Source organism: Paludisphaera rhizosphaerae (assembly GCF_011065895.1).
GTDB classification, from domain to species: Bacteria; Planctomycetota; Planctomycetia; order Isosphaerales; family Isosphaeraceae; genus Paludisphaera; species Paludisphaera rhizosphaerae.
Genome location: NZ_JAALCR010000001.1, coordinates 185,280 through 206,120 on the forward strand (window position 1 = coordinate 185,280; position 20,841 = coordinate 206,120).

At 67.0% G+C, this 20,841-nt stretch carries 16 protein-coding genes; 8 read left to right on the forward strand and 8 right to left on the reverse strand.

What is annotated here, in order from left to right; translation table 11 throughout:
- Window positions 1-2: 2 nt before the first annotated feature.
- Both G5C50_RS00810 and G5C50_RS00815 read right to left on the reverse strand, forming a co-directional pair.
- Window positions 3-2,879 (reverse strand): Hsp70 family protein, encoded by a 2,877-nt coding sequence (locus G5C50_RS00810; RefSeq protein ID WP_165063673.1) that lies wholly within the window; start codon window positions 2,877-2,879, stop codon window positions 3-5.
- A 120-nt stretch (window positions 2,880-2,999) separates the two neighbouring features.
- Complete coding sequence (locus G5C50_RS00815) at window positions 3,000-4,067, reverse strand: glycosyltransferase family 9 protein (protein ID WP_165063675.1); 1,068 nt, start codon at window positions 4,065-4,067, stop codon at window positions 3,000-3,002.
- 99 nt (window positions 4,068-4,166) lie between these two features.
- Here G5C50_RS00815 and G5C50_RS00820 point away from each other — a divergent pair, with 99 nt between their 5' ends.
- Entirely contained in the window at window positions 4,167-5,150 is a 984-nt protein-coding gene (locus G5C50_RS00820) for an alpha/beta hydrolase (RefSeq protein ID WP_165063677.1), read from the forward strand.
- Between the two features lie 103 nt (window positions 5,151-5,253).
- Entirely contained in the window at window positions 5,254-5,667 is a 414-nt protein-coding gene (locus G5C50_RS00825; RefSeq protein ID WP_165063679.1) for a VOC family protein, read from the forward strand.
- On the opposite strand, the gene G5C50_RS00830 is transcribed toward G5C50_RS00825, so the two are convergent.
- Entirely contained in the window at window positions 5,652-6,362 is a 711-nt protein-coding gene (locus G5C50_RS00830; protein WP_165063681.1) for an RsmE family RNA methyltransferase, read from the reverse strand. The two genes, G5C50_RS00825 and G5C50_RS00830, sit on opposite strands and share 16 nt — an antisense overlap.
- 56 nt (window positions 6,363-6,418) lie before the next feature.
- On the opposite strand from G5C50_RS00830, the gene G5C50_RS00835 reads away from it, so the two are divergent.
- The 3 genes from G5C50_RS00835 (at window position 6,419) to G5C50_RS00845 (ending at window position 7,999) form a co-directional block, all read left to right on the forward strand.
- Window positions 6,419-7,165, forward strand: coding sequence for an ExeA family protein (locus tag G5C50_RS00835; protein WP_165063683.1), 747 nt, complete (start codon window positions 6,419-6,421; stop codon window positions 7,163-7,165).
- Between the two features lie 109 nt (window positions 7,166-7,274).
- The gene (locus tag G5C50_RS00840; RefSeq protein ID WP_165063685.1) at window positions 7,275-7,811 is read left to right on the forward strand and encodes a DUF6677 family protein; all 537 of its coding nucleotides are present in this window, start codon (window positions 7,275-7,277) and stop codon (window positions 7,809-7,811) included.
- Window positions 7,811-7,999 carry a hypothetical protein gene (locus G5C50_RS00845; protein WP_165063687.1) on the forward strand — a complete coding sequence of 63 codons (189 nt, stop codon included), beginning with the start codon at window positions 7,811-7,813 and terminating at the stop codon, window positions 7,997-7,999. Before G5C50_RS00840 ends, G5C50_RS00845 begins: the two co-directional genes overlap by 1 nt.
- Here G5C50_RS00845 and G5C50_RS00850 read toward each other — a convergent pair.
- Together G5C50_RS00850 and G5C50_RS00855 are read right to left on the reverse strand one after the other, a co-directional pair.
- Entirely contained in the window at window positions 7,983-9,464 is a 1,482-nt protein-coding gene (locus G5C50_RS00850; RefSeq protein ID WP_165063689.1) for a hypothetical protein, read from the reverse strand. The genes G5C50_RS00845 and G5C50_RS00850 overlap by 17 nt on opposite strands.
- A complete protein-coding gene (locus G5C50_RS00855) occupies window positions 9,464-10,747 on the reverse strand; it encodes a 4-amino-4-deoxy-L-arabinose transferase (protein ID WP_165063691.1) in 1,284 nt (427 codons plus the stop codon). The genes G5C50_RS00850 and G5C50_RS00855 overlap by 1 nt, the downstream gene beginning before the upstream one ends.
- Before the next feature lie 626 nt (window positions 10,748-11,373).
- On the opposite strand from G5C50_RS00855, the gene G5C50_RS00860 reads away from it, so the two are divergent.
- Window positions 11,374-12,948 carry a fused DSP-PTPase phosphatase/NAD kinase-like protein gene (locus tag G5C50_RS00860; RefSeq protein ID WP_165063693.1) on the forward strand — a complete coding sequence of 525 codons (1,575 nt, stop codon included), beginning with the start codon at window positions 11,374-11,376 and terminating at the stop codon, window positions 12,946-12,948.
- Here G5C50_RS00860 and G5C50_RS00865 read toward each other — a convergent pair.
- From G5C50_RS00865 to G5C50_RS00875, 3 genes are read right to left on the reverse strand one after another with little or no spacing between them, the layout of a single operon-like run.
- Window positions 12,872-13,573, reverse strand: coding sequence for an RluA family pseudouridine synthase (locus G5C50_RS00865; RefSeq protein ID WP_165063695.1), 702 nt, complete (start codon window positions 13,571-13,573; stop codon window positions 12,872-12,874). The two genes, G5C50_RS00860 and G5C50_RS00865, sit on opposite strands and share 77 nt — an antisense overlap.
- Window positions 13,570-14,748: a tRNA pseudouridine(13) synthase TruD gene (truD, locus tag G5C50_RS00870; RefSeq protein WP_165063697.1), complete on the reverse strand. Its 1,179-nt coding sequence runs from the start codon at window positions 14,746-14,748 to the stop codon at window positions 13,570-13,572. The genes G5C50_RS00865 and truD overlap by 4 nt, the downstream gene beginning before the upstream one ends.
- On the reverse strand, window positions 14,745-16,019 hold the full coding sequence (locus G5C50_RS00875; protein ID WP_240906902.1) for a competence/damage-inducible protein A: 1,275 nt from the start codon (window positions 16,017-16,019) through the stop codon (window positions 14,745-14,747). The genes truD and G5C50_RS00875 overlap by 4 nt, the downstream gene beginning before the upstream one ends.
- Window positions 16,020-16,269: 250 nt before the next feature.
- On the opposite strand from G5C50_RS00875, the gene G5C50_RS00880 reads away from it, so the two are divergent.
- Together G5C50_RS00880 and G5C50_RS00885 are read left to right on the forward strand one after the other, a co-directional pair.
- Window positions 16,270-16,872 carry an HNH endonuclease gene (locus G5C50_RS00880; RefSeq protein ID WP_165063699.1) on the forward strand — a complete coding sequence of 201 codons (603 nt, stop codon included), beginning with the start codon at window positions 16,270-16,272 and terminating at the stop codon, window positions 16,870-16,872.
- A gap of 313 nt (window positions 16,873-17,185) precedes the next feature.
- The gene (locus G5C50_RS00885) at window positions 17,186-20,797 is read left to right on the forward strand and encodes a hypothetical protein (RefSeq protein WP_165063701.1); all 3,612 of its coding nucleotides are present in this window, start codon (window positions 17,186-17,188) and stop codon (window positions 20,795-20,797) included.
- The last annotated feature ends 44 nt before the right edge of the window (window positions 20,798-20,841 follow it).

Here is a 20,841-nt window from a genome sequence, read left to right on the forward strand (position 1 = left end):
GATCAGGTCGTTTCCGACCCCGACCGCAAGCGAAGGCCGATGGGAAGCGAGTCGCCCAGGGCTTCACCCTCCTGGGCGGCCTCCAACTCGCGATAGTGCCGGACCGGGGCGATGGTCGACTCGTCGGCCCCGAGCTTGGTCAGCGCCTCGATGGCCGCGTCACGGGCCGCGTCGGAGAAGTCCCGGACGCGGTCGCCGGAGCATCGGGCGAGTTGGCTCAGGGCGAAGATCGCATCAGCGGTTTCACGGCCCGAGGAGAACGAGCGGCCGGCGATCGCCGAAGCCCAGCGCTCGGCGGTCTCGCGACCGACGGCCGTGTTCGCCGGGCCGTACAGCGGCACTCGGGCCCCCAAACGCCCGAGGCACCAGAGGACGTAGTTGGGGATCGTCGGCCGGGCGACCTCACGGGCGAGGACGTCCCCCAGCGATTCCTTGACCTCGGCGGAGAACCGTTCGAGGCTGGCGACGCACCGCCACATCTCAGCCAACTCATGCGGCTCGGGCTTGGGGCGACCGGCCTTTTTGGCTGGGGTCGAGCCCTTCGGCGGGTTGAGGAATGGGGAGAGGCGGCGGTGGATCTCCTCATGGTGGGCGCGCGTCAGCCCTGCGGCCACACGACGCCAGAGGATCCACCATTCGGCCCAGCACTGGACGTCCTTGATGTGCTTCACCCCCTGGTGGAACGCCGGCCAGAGGGCCTTGATCCGGACCTCGTCGAGCGGGAAGCCGCGGCCGGGCCTCAGCGCGTAGCCGGCCAGGTTGAACCATCGCGACTCATGACGGGGGCTCTTGAGCCGCTGGTCGGCCAGGTCGCGGAGTGGTTCCCAGAGGGCTCGCAGCGCGGAGGGCGGCCAGCCCTCGCGGGGGACGTCGAGCACCTCTTCCAGCCGCTTCACCAGCCGCGCAGGGCCGTCGTCGGCGTTGGCCGCCGAGGCCGGAGCCTGGAACGCGGTCTGCACGGCGGCGACCGCAGCGTCGAGTTCGCCCTGTTCGACGACGATCCGGTCGGTCTCGACGTCGGCGACGGTCTCACGCTTCTGGCCCCCTTCGGCGGCTCCGCGAAGCTGGATCTGGAGCCGCCAGCGTCGGTCGTCCGTTCGAGACTGGCACCAAAGCTCGATGGTCCCGACCTCGGTCACCCGAGCGGCGAGGTTGACGGCTGCGCGCTCGGCCTTAGCTTTCCGGCCGACGCGCATCAGGCTCTGGAGCGGGGGAAGCTCACGGATCGAGTCCGGGTCGGCCGCCACCAGATCGCCGGGGCGGTCGTCCGGGCGGACCGAGCTGCTGGCGAGCGGGAAGACGACGGGTTGTCCCATGAGCAGGTCGAAGTCGCGATCCTTGATCTCGATCTCGTCCCCTTCCTCGGCGTCGCGAGGGACGACGCAGAGCCAGGGCTTGCCGGGCGTGTCGCTCTCGAGCCCGACGTAGAACGACCGCGCGGTGCCGCCGCCGATGCGGATGCCGCCGCCTCGGCGGACGACCCCGTAGTAGGCCGCCCCATGGGCCACGGCCAGGTCGAGCGAGACGTTCGTGAGCACTCGGGGCTCGTAAGGCGGCCCTGGGTCGTCGGTGAACCACGAGGCGACGACCTGGACCACACGGTCGCGGATCACGGCCGGCGTCAGGGCGCCGCCGTTGAAGAGGATCGCATCTGGACGTGCGGGGCGATCGTCGGCGGCGTGGCCATCGGGACCGGCGGCGTGCGTTGGATGCCTGCGAAGAAAGGCCGAGAGATGCTTTGGGACGGCGGGATCGGCGACGAACGGCAGGCCGAATTCCTGAAGCCCCGACTTGGCCCCTCGCGTCGGCTCCTCGCCCCGGCCGACCGAGGGGAAGAAGCCGTCGAGTGCGATCCGACGCACCTCGTCGCGGGAAAGCTCCGACTGGATGCTGCCGCCGATGATCCGCGAGCCTCGGCCGGCGATCGTGACCGGCCAGCGCTCCGGAGCGGTCTGCCCCGGCGCGGCGGGGGCCAGCAGCTTCTCCTTGGCCGTCCGGCAGGCGAACCGCAGGGCGCTCCATTGCTCGCCGTCAAGCTTAAGGCCTCCGAGCTTCCGCTCCACGTGATGGGCCAGCGCGAGGTCGATATTGTCGCCGCCCAGCATGAGGTGGTCGCCCACTGCGACGCGGCGGAAGCCCGGCCCGGTGGGGGTCTCGGCGACGGTGATCAGGCTGAAGTCCGTCGTGCCGCCGCCGATGTCGCAGACCAGAATCAACTCACCGGCTCGGACCTCCTTCTGCCAGCGGTCCTGGTGCGTCACGATCCAGCAGTAGAACGCGGCTTGCGGCTCTTCCAGGAGCGTCACCGACTCCAGCCCGGCTTTCTTCGCCGCCGCCAGCGTCAACTCGCGGGCGGCCTCGTCGAAGGAAGCGGGGACCGTCAGGACGATCTCCTGCTTCTCCAGTCGGTGCGCTTCATCCCCCTTCGAAACGGCGTGGTTCCAGGCGTCGCGGATGTGGATGAGGTAGTCGGCCGAGGCCTCCACAGGCGAGATCTTCCGGACCTCCGGAGGCGCTCCCCAGGGGAGGATGGCCGCCTCGCGGTCGACGCCCGGGTGGCAGAGCCAGCTCTTGGCGCTGGAGACCAGCCGGCTCGGAACCTTCGCTCCCTGCCCTCGCGCGAACTCGCCGACGATCCGGCCTGAGCCGTCGCTCCAGGGGAGAGTCGCCGCGCCCGGCGGCAGTTCGGGCCCGCCGGCCAGGTAGACGAACGACGGCAGCATCGCCCGAGGAGCGGTTTCAGCAGGCGCCACCAACTGCGGGACCTCGAACGCCCGGATGTCGGCTGCGGGCCGCTCCCTCCCCTTGGTGTCGACGTACGACACCGCGCAGTTGGTGGTCCCCAGGTCGATCCCGACAATGTAACGTGATCGCGACATCCGCAGCCCTTCTCAACACCTACCAGGCGACGCTGTTACATGCAGCGCATGAACGATCGGGTCCATCATAGTCGCCCGCCTGCCCTGCTCCAACCGGACGGGCCGACGGGGTTCGCTCGCTCAGGCTGCTGAGCCGATCGCTCGAATCAACCGAGGCCGGACGACCGCCCAGACGCGATCCGGGCTGACCTCGTCGTGGCATTCGAGGCGGTCGCACGTTTTGAGGAAGCTCGGGGCGCACCAGACACAGCTTTTAACGACGGCGGCGCGAGGGCCGTACGGGCCCGTCAACCTCGGCTCGGTGCAGGTGTAGATCCCGACCACCGACGCCCCCGCCGCGGCCGCCAGGTGGAGCGGTCCCGTGTCGTTGGAGAGGTAGACGTCGGCCCGTCGCGATAGCGCGCCCAACTGCAGGAGCGTGGTCGAGCCGCAGAGATCCAGCACGGGCGTTCGACCAAGGCTCGCGCGCAGGCTGTCGACCAGTTCGCGATCCTCGGGCGCCCCTACAGCCACGATCCCCGCGCCGAATTCGGCGACCGCTCGCCGAGCGACCTCGGCAAAGTGTTCTACCGGCCAGCGCTTGGTCGCCCAACGCGACCCGGCGTTCAGCACGAGCGTCGGGCGGGGCGTTCCTGCGAGCGTTTCGTCGGCCCAGCTCTCGTCTTCTGCGCTAATCGGTAGGGTGAACTCAGGTTCGGAAGGATGACCGCCCAGGGCCTCGGCCACGATCATCACCCGGTCGACGGCGTGGACCTCCGTCCGAGCCGCGTCGACGCAGTGGGTGTAAAACCATCGTGCCCCCTCGCGTGCGTCCTGAAGGCCGACGCGAACCGGGGCCCGCGTTGCGGCCGTCATGAGGCCGGAGCGTAGCAGACCCTGCAGGTCGATCGTCAGATCGAACCGTTCCTGCGCAAGAGTCCGACAGAGGCGCGATAGCCCTCGCACCCCCTTCACCGAGATCCCCGAAGGCCCCTTGTCGTAGGGAATCACCCGGTCCAGATCAGCCCGGTTCTCCAGCAGGCTTCGGAACGACCCGGCGACCACCCAGCTCAGGTGGGCGTCTGGCCATAGTCTGCGAAGCTCCGGGAGGATAGGTAAAGAATGGACGACGTCGCCGAGTGAGCTGGGTTTGATGATGCAGATCCGCCTCGGCGGCCTTCGCGCGAGGATTTCCGACAACGATCCCATGGCCGGGAGACTCCGTTTCCCGTAACTTCCGAAAGGGGGCCGCAGCCTATCTCGGACCCCGATTCCCGACAACCCGGCTTTCGCACGGAGGCCCCGCCGATGTTCGTCGCCTCGTTGCTCTTAGGAACGATCCTCGGGCTCGCCCCTCCCGAGCGCGGCGAGGTCGAGTTCCGGCCTGGTCCTCGCGAAGTCGAGGTCCCGGAGCGCTTCCGGTTGGAGCCGGCGACGTTCGCGTTCGAACGGACGCTGGTCTACGACGCCGGCCGGTACACGGTGTCAAAGCTGACGTTCCCTTCGCCGATCACGTCCCCCGACGAGGCCAACAACACAGTCCACGCCGAGTTCTTCGATCCCGTCGGCTTTCCCGGCAAGCGGCCGGCGGTGGTCGTGCTGCACATCCTGGGCTCGGACTTTCCGCTGTCTCGCTACCTGGCCGCGCGGCTGGCCGACCGGGGCGTCGCGGCCCTCTTCGTGAAGCTGCCGTACTACGGCGAGCGTCGTCCGTTGAACGGGCCGGGGCCAGTCCCCCGCAAGTTCCTTTCGGAGGACATCGAGCGGACGATGAACTCGATGCGACAGGGCGTCTGCGATGTCCGTCGCGCCCTGCGTTGGCTGGCTTCGCGCCCCAATATCGACCCGGAACGACTGGGGATGACCGGAATCAGCCTGGGCGGAATCGTCTCCTCAATCGTGACCTCCGTGGATCCCGACGTGCAGACTGCCGCGCTGCTGCTGGCGGGGGGGGATCTGGCGAAAGTCCTCTGGGAAATGCCCGAGACGGCTCCCTTCCGCGAGTCGTGGACGGCGTCTGGCAAAACCATGGCTGACCTGAAGGCTCTCACCGACCCCTACGATCCACTGACCTACGCGCGGGGGATGGCCGGAAAGAAGGTGCTCATGATCGCCGGCTCGGTCGATGAAGTGATCCCGCCAGCGTCAGCCCAGGCGCTTTGGGAAACCGCGGGAAAGCCGGAGATTCTCTGGTACGAGTGCGGCCATTACTCCGCCGCGGGCTATTTGCTGCCGGGGATCCGAAGGGCCGTGGAGTTCCTGGGAGGCGAGCCTCCGCCGCCGTCGCCCTGACGCGGGCGGTCGCGATTGTCAGATCAGGCGCGCGGGGTTATCCTGCGCCGCGATCGAGTCATTTAGCTGAGCGTTCGTAACATGGTGCGGAAAGGGTCATAACATGGCGGCCTCCGTCACGAGCGTCTTTCTCTACGTGAAGGACGTTCGCCGTTCACTGGAATTCTATAACGAGGTCGTCGGCGCTGAGGTCGTGCAGGTCCACGCCGAGCAGGAGAACGGCCCCTTCGCGCTGGCTATCCTGCGGATCGACGCGTTTACGATCATGCTGCACGCCCAGGACGCACACACCGAGGAGTTCGCCGACACCCGTCTGGGCGTCGGCATTCATCTCCAACTTCAGGTCGACGACGTCGACGCCTTCTATCAGAAGTGCATCGACGAGGGAGCAATGCTCAGCGTCTCCGGCGAGCCGGCCGACCAGGAATGGGGCTGGCGCGAGTTCGCGCTTCGCGATCCCGACGGCTTCGTCTGGTCGGTCTATCAAGACAAGTCCGAAGGTCAGTGGACCGGCTGAACCCGGGCCAGAACCGCCGCCGCGCCGGCGACCGCCGCGGTTTCGACTCGAAGGATCGGCGCGGCGAGTCGAACGGCCGTCCAGCCTCGCTTGATCGCCGTCGCCACCTCGTCCTCGGTCAGACCTCCTTCCGGCCCGATGACGAGCCGGACCGAATCGCCCGATCGGATCGCCGGCCAGGCGGAAGGTTCCGCTCCCGAAGGATCGGCGAGCAAGCGGACGCCCCCGTCTCGGCCGAGGAAGTCCAGGAGCCCTTCCGGAGCGCCCAGTTCCATGAGCCGGTTCCGCCCCGACTGCTTGGACGCCTCGATGATCGCCCGGCGTAGGCGATCCAGTTTCGATCCGCGTGGATCGACGACCGATCGGGCCGTGGCAAGCGGGACGACGCGCGCCACCCCCAACTCGACGGCTTTCTCGACCAACCAATCGAATCGGTCCCCCTTGGGAACGGCCGCACCGATCTCGATGGCGACTGCCGCCGGCCGGTCGGGGAGCGGGGAGCCTTCGGCCTCCAGTGCGGCCGTTTTGCCGGTCTCGACAACCCTTGCGGCTGTGGCGGCCCCCCGACCGTCGAAAACCTCCACGAGATCCCCCACGCCGTGCCGGCAGACTCGGACGAGATGCTTGGATTCGTCGGCGTCGAGACGATAGCGACCATCGATCGGAGGCTCGGGGCAGTAAAAGCGCTGGGACACGATCGGACCTCGGCCAGTGGAAGGAATCCGGTATCGTGATTTTAGAGAGCGGGAGCATGTGGCGACACTGGGGGCTGGACCGAGACCCCTTCCTCGGCCCGTCGCGATTCGTTCCCCTGGCGGAGCATCGCGAGGCCGTCGAACGTCTGCGGTACACGGTCGAGGCCGGCCAGCCTCTCGCCTGGCTGACGGGCGGCGAGGGGCTCGGGAAATCGATCGTGCTGCGACAGGCTCTCGCGGAAATCCGTCGTGCGGACCGTCGGATCGTGCTCGTCGAGAATCCAGTCGACGCCCCCTCGCTCTGGAGGATGTTGGCCGATCAGATCGAGGGGAAGATCGGTCCCGCGACGGAACGAGCCGAGACCTGGATACGCCTGGAACGTGCGGCCAAGGTCTGTACGATCCAGGGCAGGCGACTCGTGCTTGCAATCGACGGCGGAGAAGGGCTCGATCGTGGCGACCTCCAACGGCTGGCCCGGCTCGAGGGGGCGACGATTCTGCTGGCCCAGCGCGATCCTGACGTGAGCGCGGCGCCGTGGACGCTCGCGATCCGACTACGGCCTCTTACCCGTTCCGATGCAGAGAACTACCTGACTGCTCGCTTGGCGGCCGTGGGCTGTCGTGAGCCCATCTTCACCCCGAGGGCCGTCGTCCGTCTCCACGCCGCGGCGCGGGGCGTACCCCGAGGCATGAACCAGTTAGCCTCAATGGCCTTGATCGCGGCGGCGATGAGGGGGATGGAAGCCGTTTCGTCGGAGGTCGTCGACGGTGTCGCCCTCGAATGCCGGGCGGCCGGCGATTGATTTGGACCGCGCCGGTCGGGGTGGATGGAGGACGACTTTCGGTGCTACAATGACCTTGGCCAGAAATCTCCGCCCGAACGTCGTATCCCCTGCCAGGATCCCCCCCCAGATGAATGAAACGCCGATCCCGCTCCGCGACCCGGCGAAGGCCGCTTTCCTCGCCTGGCTCGTCCCCGGCCTGGGGCACTACTACCAGGGCCGCACGGGGAAGGCGTGGCTGTACGCAATTTGCATCCTGGGGCTGTACGCCGTCGGCTTCTATCTGGGCGAAGGCAAGAACGTCTACTGGCGCTGGGTCAGCCCGTTCAACACCGACAAATTCATGCTCCACTATGTGGGCCAGTTCTTCGTCGGCCTCCCCGCCCTGCCGGCTCTGATTCAGGCGACGATTCACCACTTCAGCCCGGATTCGAACTTCCTCGGGGGCTTCATGGCCGAGCCCTCGACCAACGTGTTGAACGCACTCCTCGACAAGGGGAAGCCCTACGAGATCGGCCTGATCTACACGACGGTCGCCGGTCTGCTCAACGTCCTCGCGATCTACGACGCCTACGAAGGGCCCGCCTACGGAACCGGCGAGGAGCCCGAGGAAGCCCCGGCCGACCCTGCCCAGGCCGGCGCCGTCCAGGCGGGAGGTACGGCCTGATGAACGCTCCCTCGAACGTCTACTGGCTGATCCTGCCGTTGGTCGTCGCGATCAGCCTGGTCTACACGGCCTCGCGCTACGAGTCCTGGCCTGTGATCTGGTTCCGATCGCTGCGTCTCTGCCTCTGGATTCTCGCGGCCCTCATCGGAACCACGGCCGTTCTGCTGCTGGTCAACACTCAGAGCTGACCGATTCCGACGCGGCTTTCGCCCGCATTGGCCAGAGCAGCCAGGCCGCGCTCACCATCTGGAACAGGATCAGCGGCGCGAACTGGAGCCACTGCCAGCTGGGCGATAGCCTCGCCACGCTCCTGCCACCGATCAGCCCGCCAAGATTCCTGGTGAACCGCTCGCCGATCCACCATGTCGGCCTGGGATCGCCCTTCCAGAGCGGCCAAACGGCCTCCATCAGCGGGTCGAGCACGTCCTGAGGCAGCCGTGCGCCCACCCCCTGGAAGAGGAGCATCAGGACAGCGCCAGCCAGCGTCAGTAAGACGGCCAGCGACCACGCGGCCTGTTTCCAACGTCCGGCCTCCGCGAGGACCGCAGCCACCGGAATCATCGCGAACGGCAGCAGGGGGACCAGCAGTCGAGGCCCCGTCGACCATCCACCAGACCACTCGGGATAGCTGAGGTTGACCAGAAAGACCGCCGCCGACGCCGCCAGCGAGACGATCGCCGTCCCCCGGCGACGACCGGCAAGCAGTAAAACCCAACCCGGCGCCGCCAGCGCCAGGATCGGCGCGTAGAAGAGCAGGCCGCGATGTCGCCCCCAGATCAGGGCCAGCGCTCGACTCCAGTCTGGCTTTCCCAGTCCCAGTGGATTCGCCCGGCTATGCACCTTGGCGAACTGGTCGGTGGCGTGATGGAAATACCCCATGTCGAGCGGGCCGCCGAACGCCAGCATGTTGTACACGACGAGCAGCAAGGCCGGCAGGAAGGCCCCGAGGCCGAAGTAGACCAACGCTTCCCACTTTCGAAATCGCGCGATGCACTGGCCCAACAGGTAGAACCCCAGAATCGCGGAGACCGGGCCGACTTGAAGCTCGATGACTGCTGCGTAGGAGGCCAGCAGGCCGGCGAGGAAGACCCAGAGGCCGTCACGGCGGGGCGACTTGCGAGATAGTAGCGCGAACGAGGCGATCAGGGCGAAGGCTGACGCCTGATGCCCGTAGGCCAGGGTCGCGTAGACGTACGCGGGCGTCGCCAACCCATACGCCAGGGCGACCAGGACGGCGGCCCGTCGTGAGCAGCCCAGGTCGCGAGCGATCCCCATCAGCACGACGGCCGCGGCCGCCGTCAACGCGCCGGAAGTCGCGAGCGTCACCCCATAGTCGGCCGGCCAGTAGGCCAGCGCGCGACCTCCCAAAGGGTGTGGCGGTACGCCGCGCGCGTAACGCTCGAGCACATAGGGAGCCGTGGCGAGGAACGGGTAGCCCGGAAGCTTGTCGCTGTAGAAATGTCCCCGAAAGTAGGCCTTGTCGCCGGTCTGGCCATCCAGTCCGTCGATTGAGAGCGTGCCTCGGTCGACCAGTGAGTAAGCCAGCATCAACCGGCTGGCGGTGTTCCAGTCGCGCGAGTGCCAGAAATAGGCGTAGCTCGTCAGCAGGACGAGAAAGACGCCGACCCTCGCCCGGGTCCAGGCTCGATCCATCAACTCGGCTCCACCCTCGGTTTGAGGCCCACCAACCAGCCCAGGGCGTCCCAGGCGGCCACGATCACAGTTGCTCCCAGCAGGGCGAAGGGCGCCTGGATGGGTAACAGGTAACGATCCCAGGCCATCGGCAGGTAAAGCGTGACGACCGTCAAGGCGATCAACGCCCAGAGGCCGACCGCCCAGGCTGCTGGGGCCTCGCGACGCCGGAACTGCACCCGGCCCATCGCCGCGGAGTACCCAAGCCCTATCAGGGCTATCGGCAGCCAGACGAAGGCTCCCCAGTCCTGGACTCTGTCATACCGAATGGTCGAATCCGACTTCGTCGGTCCGAAGGGCCCGAACCGGCCAAAGCCCTGTACCGCAGCCACCTTCACGCGCTCACGGATCGACCTGAGTGCGTTGTGTGGAAAGTTCTGCTGCTGTCCGGCCGACATTGCCCGCCGGTGCTGGATCAGGAAGCGGAACCTGCCCCCAACGCTCATCTCGGCGAGACGTTGGGCCTCCGCGTTGTTCGGGGCCGGGTTGCGGGCCGTCATGAACGGGTTCAGCGCCAGGAAGACGAACCAGGCGACGACGACCGCGACGAGGCTCCCCACCGCGAAGCGGAGCCAGCCGTAACGATCGCCGCGAGGGATCATCCAGGCCATCCCAGCCCACGCGGCGATCGTCATGATTGCCAAGAGACCGTTGAACTTCGACAGGATCGACAGGGCCGTCGCGACGCCCGCCGCAGGGAGCCCCCACATCGCCCATCGGCCGGGATTCATGATGAGAGCGCGGTTCCATGCGGCCAGGGCCAGCGCAAGAGCCGTCAGAAGGAACGCCTCGCACGGGGCCTCGGTCATCGCTCGGTGTGCGTGCAGCGCGTAGAGGGGGTTCAGCATCAGAATGAACCCGGCCAGAACTCCCGCTCGAAAGTCGAATGCCAGCCACCCGATCACTGCGAGCGCCACGCAGCCCACCGCGCCCAGCAACACGAAAGGGATGCGAGAGATCGTCAGCACCCGAGGCGGTCCGTACGTGTTATAGCCGGCGTACCAGGCCCGGGCGGCTTCGGGGCCCGGCAGACGCTCTCGCGCGACGTGGAGCGTCACGCCGATGAGGTACTTCGGCAGCGGAACGAGGTCGTAGGCGGGGAACTCCAGCCAGGCGGGGTCGTTCCACCGGCCGGAGAAATAGAGGTCGGTGTAATAGCTCTGGCTGATGTAGGCGTACTCGTCGACGAACGGGGCGTCTCCGAGTTTCGCGGCGAAGACGGCCGTTGCGACGATTCCAAGCACTGCCAAAGCCCAGAGGCGAGACCTTGCCGAGGGCGTAGAGTCTGCCGGATTCGCGGGTCGTGGAGGGGTCATCGAGGCGACTTCCCGCGTGAAGCCTGGGAAACTTTACCGACTTAACGAAATGGACTTACGCGCCCATTGTAGAACCCCTTCGGAATTTTTGGCAACGCCCCGCTCGTCGGCTAAGTTTCGGTGACGGCCCAGATTCACGGGGTCGTTGAGACGGTCGCGAACCCTGGGAAACCAGGATTCGGGAGCGGGACTGAGGTCCAGTCGGTCGGCGTGACGTCCTCGGGGACGTTTGCCGACGGCGAGAACTCTGGGCTGCTGCCGATCGCGGCCACCGCCAGCGTGCGGGAACCTTCGACCTCCTTGATACGGCACCCCGAGAACTCCCGATGCGCGCTCCATCCTCCAGTCCGTGGGCGGATCCCGATCGGTCCTCCGGCGACGGTTCATCTCGTCCCGAGACGCTGATGAAGTCTTCCCGTCGCGCGACGGCCCGTTCGCGATCTGAGGCGGCTGGAACTCCCGGAGGAACCCCTCCGGCCGCGCTTCCACGATCGAGGGGCGGCCTGCGAGGGGCCTTTGTGCATCGGGCTTCTATCACACGGGAGAAACATGCGATGTTCAGCTTGAGCTGGTTGCGTGAACGCGGCCAGACGCGCGCCCGGCCGTCGCCTCGGCGGCGGACTGCGAAGGCAGTCGCGCTCGGGTTTCTGGTCGCGACCACGATGTTGCAGACGGGCTGCCGCTCAGGCGGCTTCGGCAACGGCTGCAGTCTCTTCAGCCCCTGCGGCTTCCCCGCACGGGCCACCAGCCGCATCATGCAGCCTTTCCGTCGCATCGGCGGGGGCGGGGCCTGCGGCGACGGCTGCGGCCAGCCTGGTTGCGATTCCCCGGTCGTCTACGACTCGCCGGGTATGGTCGTGTCGCCGGCGGTGCCGCTCGGCGCTCCGACCACCATCGTCCCTGGGGGGGCCGCGGTTCCTTCCACGGTCGCTCCAACCGACTCGCCCACGAGTCTGGAGGCGCTCCCCTCCGCGGCGCCAGACGCAGCTCCTTCGCGAAGCTCGGGAGTTCGTCGGCCGTCGTCGACCTCAAGCTATGACACTCGACGTCCGGTGCAGAACCCGGGCGTCGACCTGACCTCCGCTCCGGCCACTCGGACGACGCGGACGCCCGCCTCCGATCCCGGAAGCGTCCTCGACAATCTGCCGCCCCTCGACGTTCCCCCTGAAGTCGCCGGGCGCAACGACAACACCCAGGCGGCTCCCGCCGCCGTGAAGACCGGGGCGAGCGGGGCGGCCCCCGCCGCCTCGTCGGCTCCCTCCCCGACGCCGACCACGACCTCGGCCTCGCCGCACGACCCCATCGGTGGTCGTGCGGAGGGGGCCGGGAGCCTCCGTGATACAGCTTTGGCCGCCGCCCCCGCCCCGGACGTCGATAATGCGGCGAACGGGGCGGTCGGCGTCGCGCGGTTCGTTCCCGTCGACCTCAAGCTGGCCGGCGGCAGCGCCCCGACGACCGTCGGTCTCGGTTGGCTCGCGGAGAAGGGGTACAAGACGGTTCTCGACCTTCGCGATCCCTCCAAAATCGACCCGACCTTCATGGGCGAGGCCGCCCGTCGCGGTCTGCGCTACGTGTCGTTTCCGACCGATCTCGCCAGGCTCGACCGCAACCACGTCGAGCGGTTCTCCGCCGAGTTGGCGCTCGACGCCGCCCGGCCCCTCTATTTCTTCGACGAGGACGGCCGGACCGCCGGAGCCCTCTGGTACGTCCGCTCCGCACTCAACGACAAGGTCGGCTGGGACGTCGCCCGTCGCGATGCGGAAAGCATGGGCCTGATCGACGCCGCATCGTGGAAGGTCGTCCGCGATTTCGTCGACGCCAGCCTGGGGACGAAGACTGCTGCGCCGGTCGAAACCCCCAAGCCCTCCCCCGCTCCGACGGCTCCCGTGCCCAAGCAGGCGCACGCGCCCGCCGAGCATCACCTTGCGGACGCCTCGACGCCCGTCGCCGTTCCCGAACCTCCGAAGCCTGTCCGCGGCTCGGACGATTACTCTGACGCCTGGAAGTCGGTCGCCGCGCTGTTTCTCACCGGCCTGACATTCCGCGCGGCGTTCATCGGCCGAGCGTCGATCGCCACCATCCGGGCGCGGACTCGGGCCAGTCTTCCTGCACCCTCGCCTCGATCCTGACCGGCTCCCCTTTTGTGGGGTGAGTGAAAATCAACTCTCGCGCATGCAGCGCGATCCTCGGCTCGCCGTCCAGCGCCCGCACCAATCGCTTGGAGCCGTACTTCCGATCGCCGACGATCGGCATTCCCCTGCCTGCCAACTGCACCCGCAGTTGATGGCTTCTCCCGGTCTTCGGCCGGAGCGCCAGCTTGGTGAGCCCTCCCTCCGAGTGCAGCACCTCGAAGGCCACCCGCGCGATCTTGCCCTCGCCCTCGGCAGTCGCCCGCACGACGTTCGTTCGCCGATCCTTCTCCAGATGATCGACCCATTCGCCGGAGTCGGTTTCGGGACGCCCCTCGACGATCGCCCAGTAGAGTTTGGAGATCTCGCCAAGGCGGAACTGATCGGCGAGTCTCCCTGCGGCCTTGCTCGTCCGGGCAATCAACACCACCCCCGACGTCGGCCGGTCGAGCCTGTGGACCAGGCCGACGTAGACGTTGCCGGGCTTGTCGTACTTCTCCCGCCAGTAGTCGGCGGTCCAGGAGACGAGGCTGGGCTCCCCGGTCTCGTCCCCCTGAGAGAGCATTCCCGCCGGCTTGTTCACGACCAGGCAATGGTTGTCTTCGAAGAGGATCTCAGGCGTCATGAGCCGGTCCCCGCGGCCTCCGTGAGTCGCTTGACCAGCATCGTCGCGTAGGCCCCCTTCGGCAGCGAGAACTCCAGCCGAACCGCCTTTTTGTTTCGGTGCAACTCGTCGTTCATCACTTCGGAGGCCACGTTGCCCAGCGGGATCAAAGGCTTTCGCGTCCCCTTCGAGAAGAAGACGTCCTTGAGCTTCTTCACCCGGACGTCGGCCCAGGCCAGGCCGAACGCGGCCATGACCTCAACGGCGATCTCGCCGAGGGGCCCCTCCGGGACGGGTGTGCGCGACGAAGGGAGTGGGATGGCTGTTCGATCGATGAGTTCCCGCTGATCCTGGTCGAGTCCGACGGGGAACGTCAGCGCGCCGACCTTCAGACCGACCTCGACCCGCTGCTCAGGCCGCGTGTTCCGCTGGATCCAGCCGTCGAGGATCAGGTTCCAGAGCCAGCTCTGGAAGGCTGCAAAGTACAGGCTGCGGAGGTCGCGCTTGATCCGGGCGAACGCACCGGCGAAGTCGGTCGGGTGATCGACCAGATAGGTGACGATGCTCCGCTCCGACGAGCGGTCGAGCGCCGCCTTGGCCGCAGGCCAATCTCCCCAGTGCTCGCGGAGGGCGGCCTTGCGAGCCTTCGTGTCGGAGCGGTCGAACGGGTTCGGATCGGCGAGCGCCAGCCGTAGGGCCTTCTCGTAGTCTTCTTTGAGCCAGGCGTGGGCGATGAACTCACCAGAGTAGCCGACCGAGCCGAATCGCTGGTCGTCGAAGTAGTTCGGCACCCCGTCGTTCCCCGCCGCGGCGAGTTGCCGGCCGGCTTCGGCGGCGGCGCCCTCGGTCATGTCGCGCATCACGACGGCGAAGCGGTTGCCGGAGAAGTCCTGCGGGCCGAACGCTCGCTCAAGCTTGCCGAGCGGTTCCAGCGTGAGATTCGGCTGCTGGATCGGGTGGGCGGGGCCTTCGAAGATGGTCAGATACTGCACGGTGACGGCGTGCCGGTCTTTGAGCCCGCCGTAGGCGACTCGTCCGCGAGGGATGTTCCATCGGCGGCAGATCGCGTCGACAGCCTCGATGGTGCCGATCCCGGTCTTGGTGAGGCGGTAGTAGGTGTATCGGCCGCGGTCGGAGGGGACGGCGGTCGGCAGTTCCTCGACGCGGAAATCCTCGGGCTGTCGCTTGAGCTTCATCGTGATTCGGGCTTGTCCGGCCAGGTCTTCAGGGTGGTTCGGACCCAGTTGAGGGCCTGCTTCGTCGACCGACTCTGGACGACGTCGCGGGGCTGCTCGGGGCCGATTTCAAGGCGGCGGGTCTCAACGCCGTCGTGGGTCGCCAGGCCGAGATAGACCAGACCGACCGGTTTTTCGGGCGTGCCGCCATCGGGGCCGGCGATGCCCGTCGTGCTGACGGCGACGTCCACGCCGAATCGTCTGCGCGCCCCTTCGGCCATCGCCGCGGCGACCTCCGGGCTGACCGCGCCGTGGGCTGCGATGAGATCGGCGGGGACGTCAAGGAGGGCCGTCTTGGCCGAGTTCGCGTAGCTGACGACGCCGCCGTTATAGTACGCGCTGACGCCGGGGATCGCGGTGATTTTGTGGGCGATCAGGCCGCCGGTGCAGGATTCGGCCGTGGCAAGCGTCGCTCCGGTGCGTTTCAGCTCCCCGATGAGGGATTCGGCGACGTCCGTCGAGCCTTCACCGAGAACGAGCGGCCCGAAGCGCTTGCGGATCTCCTCGGCGGTCTCCTGAGTCTGGGCCCAGGCGGCTTCGGGCGTCAGCCCTTCGCCGCGAATCCGAAAACTGATGGTGGCGTCGCTGGCCGTGATTCCGACTTCTGGAATGTGGCCTCGGGCGGTCAGGTCGAGCGCTTCGGCCTCGATGTCGGACTCGCCCTTGCCGAACAGGGCGATCTTGCGGTGAACGATCACCCGTTCGATCCAGTGCCTCAGGCGCAGGCGGGGAACCACCTGCTCCTCGAACATCCGGTGCATCTCGTAAGGGACGCCGGGCATTGCGGCGAAGACGGCCGAGCCGATCGTCATCCAGACGCCGGGGGCGGTGCCGATTGGGTTCGGCAGGGCTTCGGCGCCATCGGGCAACTGGGCCTGGACGCGGTTCCGTTCGGACATCGGCCGATTGCGACGGGCGAATAGCGCGGCGATGGCAGCCAACGACTCTGCGTCCTCGCGCAGGCCGACGCCGACGCAGCGGGCCAATGCCTCGCGAGTGAGGTCGTCCTGGGTCGGGCCGAGGCCGCCGGTGGTCAGGACCAGGTCAGCACGTCCGGCTGCCAGCTTGAACGCGGCGACGTGGTCGTCCATGTCGTCGCCGATGGTCGTATGGAACCGGGTCTCAATTCCCAGGCCGCCGAGCGCCAGACTGAGCCATCGGCTGTTGGTGTCGAGGTTCTGGCCGCTGACCAGCTCGCTGCCGATTGAGATGATCTCCGCCTTCAGAGGCATCGCCGGGCTCCGGGCCGGGGCCGCCGTCAAGGTCGGCGTCGGCCGACGAATGGGCCCCTGGCACCAATCTATACGCCGCCACGAACTTGCGATACCCCGGCGGCGTCTGGAAGGCGTCGCGAATGGGTGGGCGATGGTTGCGAAGCCCCCCGTCTGGTGGGGTATGATTAAGGCGGCCAGTGCTCCGCCTAGCAGAACGACGCGGCATCCGTGCTCCTCGCAACCATCGCGTGAGTGGAGAGCCTCGATCATGGGGGTGAGCGTACTTCAACGGCCCACACTCGTCCTGAACCGCCACTGGCAGCCGGTCCACGTCGCCCCGGTGGCGAGGGCCCTAGTGCTGCTCTGGAACGAGGCGGCCCACGTCGTCGATCCCGACGACTTTCAGCTGTACACCTGGAGCGATTGGGCCACGATGGCTCCTCGCGCCGGCGAACCGTTCATTCGAACGGTCCGCTTCAACCTCCGGGTTCCGGAGGTGCTGACGCTCACGCGCCACGACCGACCCCGGTACAACACGGTGACGTTCAGCCGCCGCAACCTGTTCAAACGCGACCACGCCACCTGCCAGTACTGCGGCGGGCGGCCGGGGACTGAGGAATTGACGATCGACCACGTCGTCCCGCGAGCCCAGGGGGGCCAGACGACCTGGGAAAACTGCGTCCTCGCCTGCGTGGCCTGCAACTCGAGAAAAGCCAATCGGACGCCCGACCAGGCGGCCATGAAGCTCAAGCGGCCTCCGTTCCGACCGGCGTGGAAGCCGCTGTACGACGCCTCGACGGTGCGAATCGCCAGTTGGTCTCGCTTCCTGAGCGACGCCTACTGGAACGTCCCTCTGCTCGACTCCGACTGACCCGCCGAAATCCAAAGGGCGCGGGGAACCATCCCCGCGCCCTTTCTCGCCTTGACCGCGCAGGGGAGTCTGGATACCGTCCCCGGCGAACATCCTTTCGCGCTCACGTCTTGACCCGGTTCCCCGTTCCCATCTGGCGCCCAATTCGGGCGCGGCCGCGGGGAAGAACGACGACCGATCGACTGCGACGGCCTTCGGGCCGGAGCGCTCTTCGACCGTCGAACGACCGGGACGGACGGGACGCCGTCAGCCGCGGAACGGCCAGGGAAGGTCGCCCGCAGTTCTGTCACGTCGGTCGTATCCGGGAGGCAACGTGCGCGAGCACGACCAACCCAGACGTCGCATGCTGTTCCGCGTGCGCTTGGGGTTCATCCTAGCGGCCTCGCTCTGCGGCCTTGTCGCCGCGGCCGAGGATCCGCGCGCAGCCCTCGCCGGTCTCGTCGAGCCGATCGAACTGGTGGCCGCCCGCGCCGTCGTCTGGGACGACCCTGACGGCCGTTGGGTCGTGCTGACCGGCAAGGCTTCCGCCGTTCAGGCGGGTCGCGGCGCCGCGGCGGAGAACCTGGTGGTTCGGATCACCACTCACAAGGCCGACGGCGGCACGATCTTCCAGACGGAACTCTACCCTGAGGGCGAGGTGCGCGCTCCGAAGTCCGGCGAGGAGCCGCGCGCCATCCTTCGTACGACCACGGACGTCAAAGTGAAGTCCATGGTCGATCGAGTCAAGTCGCCCCCGCGCGAGCTGGCTGCGCTGCTGGAACGCGCTGGCTTTCCGGCTGCGGTCCCGGCGGTGAACGATCCTCCCGGCCCCTTGCCGCGCGAGGTGATCGAGGCCCAGGCGGTCGTCCCAGCGCCTGCTCGTCACGATCCCGAGGTCAAGCCTGCGCAAGGCTTTGATCCGCAGGAACCCCCGTCGATCGAGCTGCCCCCGATCGACGCAACACCTGAGGTTCAGGTCCCCAATCTGGATCGAGATTTCGACCCCGCTCCGGAGCCGGAAATGCTCCCGGCTCCCCTGCCTGGCGACGTCGACGATCCGTTGGAGACTCCCGGGCTCGCCCCCCTGCCCGGCTTCAACGACAACGAGCCCGCGCCCCCGCTTCGGCCCGATCAACCTCGAGTCGCACCCGGCGCGGCCACGCCTGGGTTCCGCGGCCCGGTGCTGCCCGGTTCGGAAAAGCGCAGCACCCTGATCTCCCCGCGCAGTGCTCGACCGTTGGATGTGAAGGAGTTCCGCAACGAAGGGACGCACACGATCATCGTCCGCGGCGGCGTGCAGGTGGTCTCCGAGATCCCCGGCCAGGGCACGGTCGACATATCCGCTGAGAGCGCCGTCATCTGGCGGCATCCCGACCCGAAGAAGGACGACGTCGTCGGTCCCCAGGGCGAGCGGATCGAGGACCCGGCTCAGCCGATGGAGATCTACCTGGAGGGGAACGTTATTCTCCGACAGGATGAGAACCAATGGGCCGGCCGAGCCGATCAGAGGACCTTCCGCGCCGACAAGCTCTACTACGATTTCGTGACCGAGCGGATCATGGCCGTGCAGGGCCAGGTGGACGTCTTCGCCCCCAATCTCATCTCGCCGATGAAGTTGAAGGCGCCGCGACTGGAGCAGTTCCGACCGGTCGTCGTCGGCCCCGACGGTCAGTATGTGCTGGGCAAGGATCCGGAGATCCGCGCCGACCGGACGGTGTCGACCGGCAGCCGGTTTCCCAACCCTGCCTACAAGATCTATAACCGGTCGATCACGCTGACCCGACAGGCGACCAGGGCCACCGACCCGAACAGCGGCAAGCCGATGGCCGGGGACCCTCAAGAGCAGGTCTGGCGTTATGACGCTCGGACCAACCTCTTCTTCATGGGCCCCATCCCCATCTTCTACTGGCCGCGGTTCGTCGGTGAGACAGACGACCTTGACCCGCCGCTTCGAATGATCGGCTTCCGGACCAACAACTACTTCGGCCAGCAGCTTCTCACCGACTGGAACGGCTTCAAGCTGTTCGGTATCAAACGGCCCAGCCAGATCGACAACTGGAACGTCGACATCGACTACCTCAGCGCCCGGACCAAGACCTTCCCGGCGCTGGGCAGCGAACTCGGCTGGTACGGGGCCGACCTGATCAGCGACCTCCGCGACCCCTATCGTCGCGACCGCTTTACCAGCAACACCTTCACGAAGGACTACTTCGGCTACTTCGACATCTGGGGTCTTCAGGACAAGGGGATCGACGTCCTGGGCTCCGGGCCGGCGATCGTCACCAACGGCCCCCCGGGCGCAGGGAGCGTCGGCTACCAGCGGTCGGGCGTGCCCGCGTTCCAGGACATCCGCGGCCGGTTCAACATCCGCCACATGCAGCGGTTCATCCCCGACGACGAGGATCACCCGTTCGAGGATCTCCGGCTCCAGACCGAAGTCGCCTACACCTCCGACCGCCACTTCCTCGAAGAGTATTACAAACGGCTCTTCGACGCCGGTATGGATCAGGAGACGCTGGTTTTCGGCCAGTGGCAGCGGAACAACTGGGCGATGAGCCTCCAGACCGAGGCCAACCTTCAGGACTTCCTCACCGACACCCAGTGGCTTCCCAAGTTCGACTACTACCGCCTTGGCGACACGTTCCTCGGCGACCGGCTGGTCTACTTCAATCACACGGGGGTCGACTACGCCAACACGCACACCGACATCATGGTGAACAACCATAACTTGTTCCCCTTGAAGGTCGGCAGCTCTGACCTGGCGTTCATCCCGTTCGACCCGATCTCGAACACCAGCGGCGTATTTTCGGCCGGCCGCGGCTACACGAACCACGAGGTGGATCTGCCGCTGAACTTCGGCGACGTCCTCCGGGTCGTCCCCTATCTCCAGGGGCAGGCCACGGGCTGGACCGACCAGATCGGCGGCGGCTACTTCAACCAGTTGAGCACCGGGGCCCAGGGAAGACTCTGGGGGGCGGCCGGCGTCCACGCCGAGACGACCATGTGGAAGGTCTACTCGGGCGTCGACAGCGAGCTGTTCAACATCCACGGCCTGAACAACAAGGTCAGCTTCTTCGGCGACTATCGGACGGCCTATTCGACGGTCCAGTTGAACAACCTGGCGATCCAGGACGACCTCGACGACAACACGTACGAGTACGTCAGGCGCTATTTCGCGATCACCCTCTGGAACAACGGCCTGCTGCCGTACAACTACGACCCCCGGCACCTGATCCTGCGCCGAACGCTCTCGCCGATCTCAGGGCCGAACGACGTCCAGGCGTCGATCGAAACCCTCAATTTCGGCGTTCACCAGCGGCTCCAGACCAAGCGAGGGCCCGAAGGAAAGCGGCGGATCGTCGACTGGATGACGCTCGACGCCTCGACGACCTACTTCCCCAACGCCCAGCGCGACAACATGGGCAAGCCCTGGGGACAGACGATGTACAACTACCAGTGGTTCCTGGGAGACCGAACCAGTATCATCTCGACCGGGTGGTTCGAGTACTGGAACCTCATCGGCAGCACGCCCCAGGACAACTACCTGGTCAACACGTTTAACCCGAAGGGGCTGAACTTCATTACCACGGGCGTCATGCTGTCACGCCCCCCTCGCGGAAGCGTTTACATCGGCTACAGCGTCATCAACTCGGGGATGATCGAGACCTCGGCCCTGAACGTATCGATGAGCTACTGGCTGAGCCCCAAGTGGTATGGGACCTTCTCGAACTCCTACGACTTCGGCAACAAGGTGCCTCTGGGCTCGATGTTCTCGTTCACCCGAATCGGCGCCGACTACCTGACGTCGATCGGCCTGTCGGTGGACCCGCAGCGGCAAAGCTATATGTTCGCGTTCCAGATCTCGCCGCGGCTCGCGCCGACGCTCCGGCTCGGGTCGGGGACGGGTTTGAACCAGTTCGACTCGCGGCTGGCGCCGGTCCAGTAAGGTCCGACGCCCTTCCGCCGGCCAGCCGAGGATGAGGCGAGCAG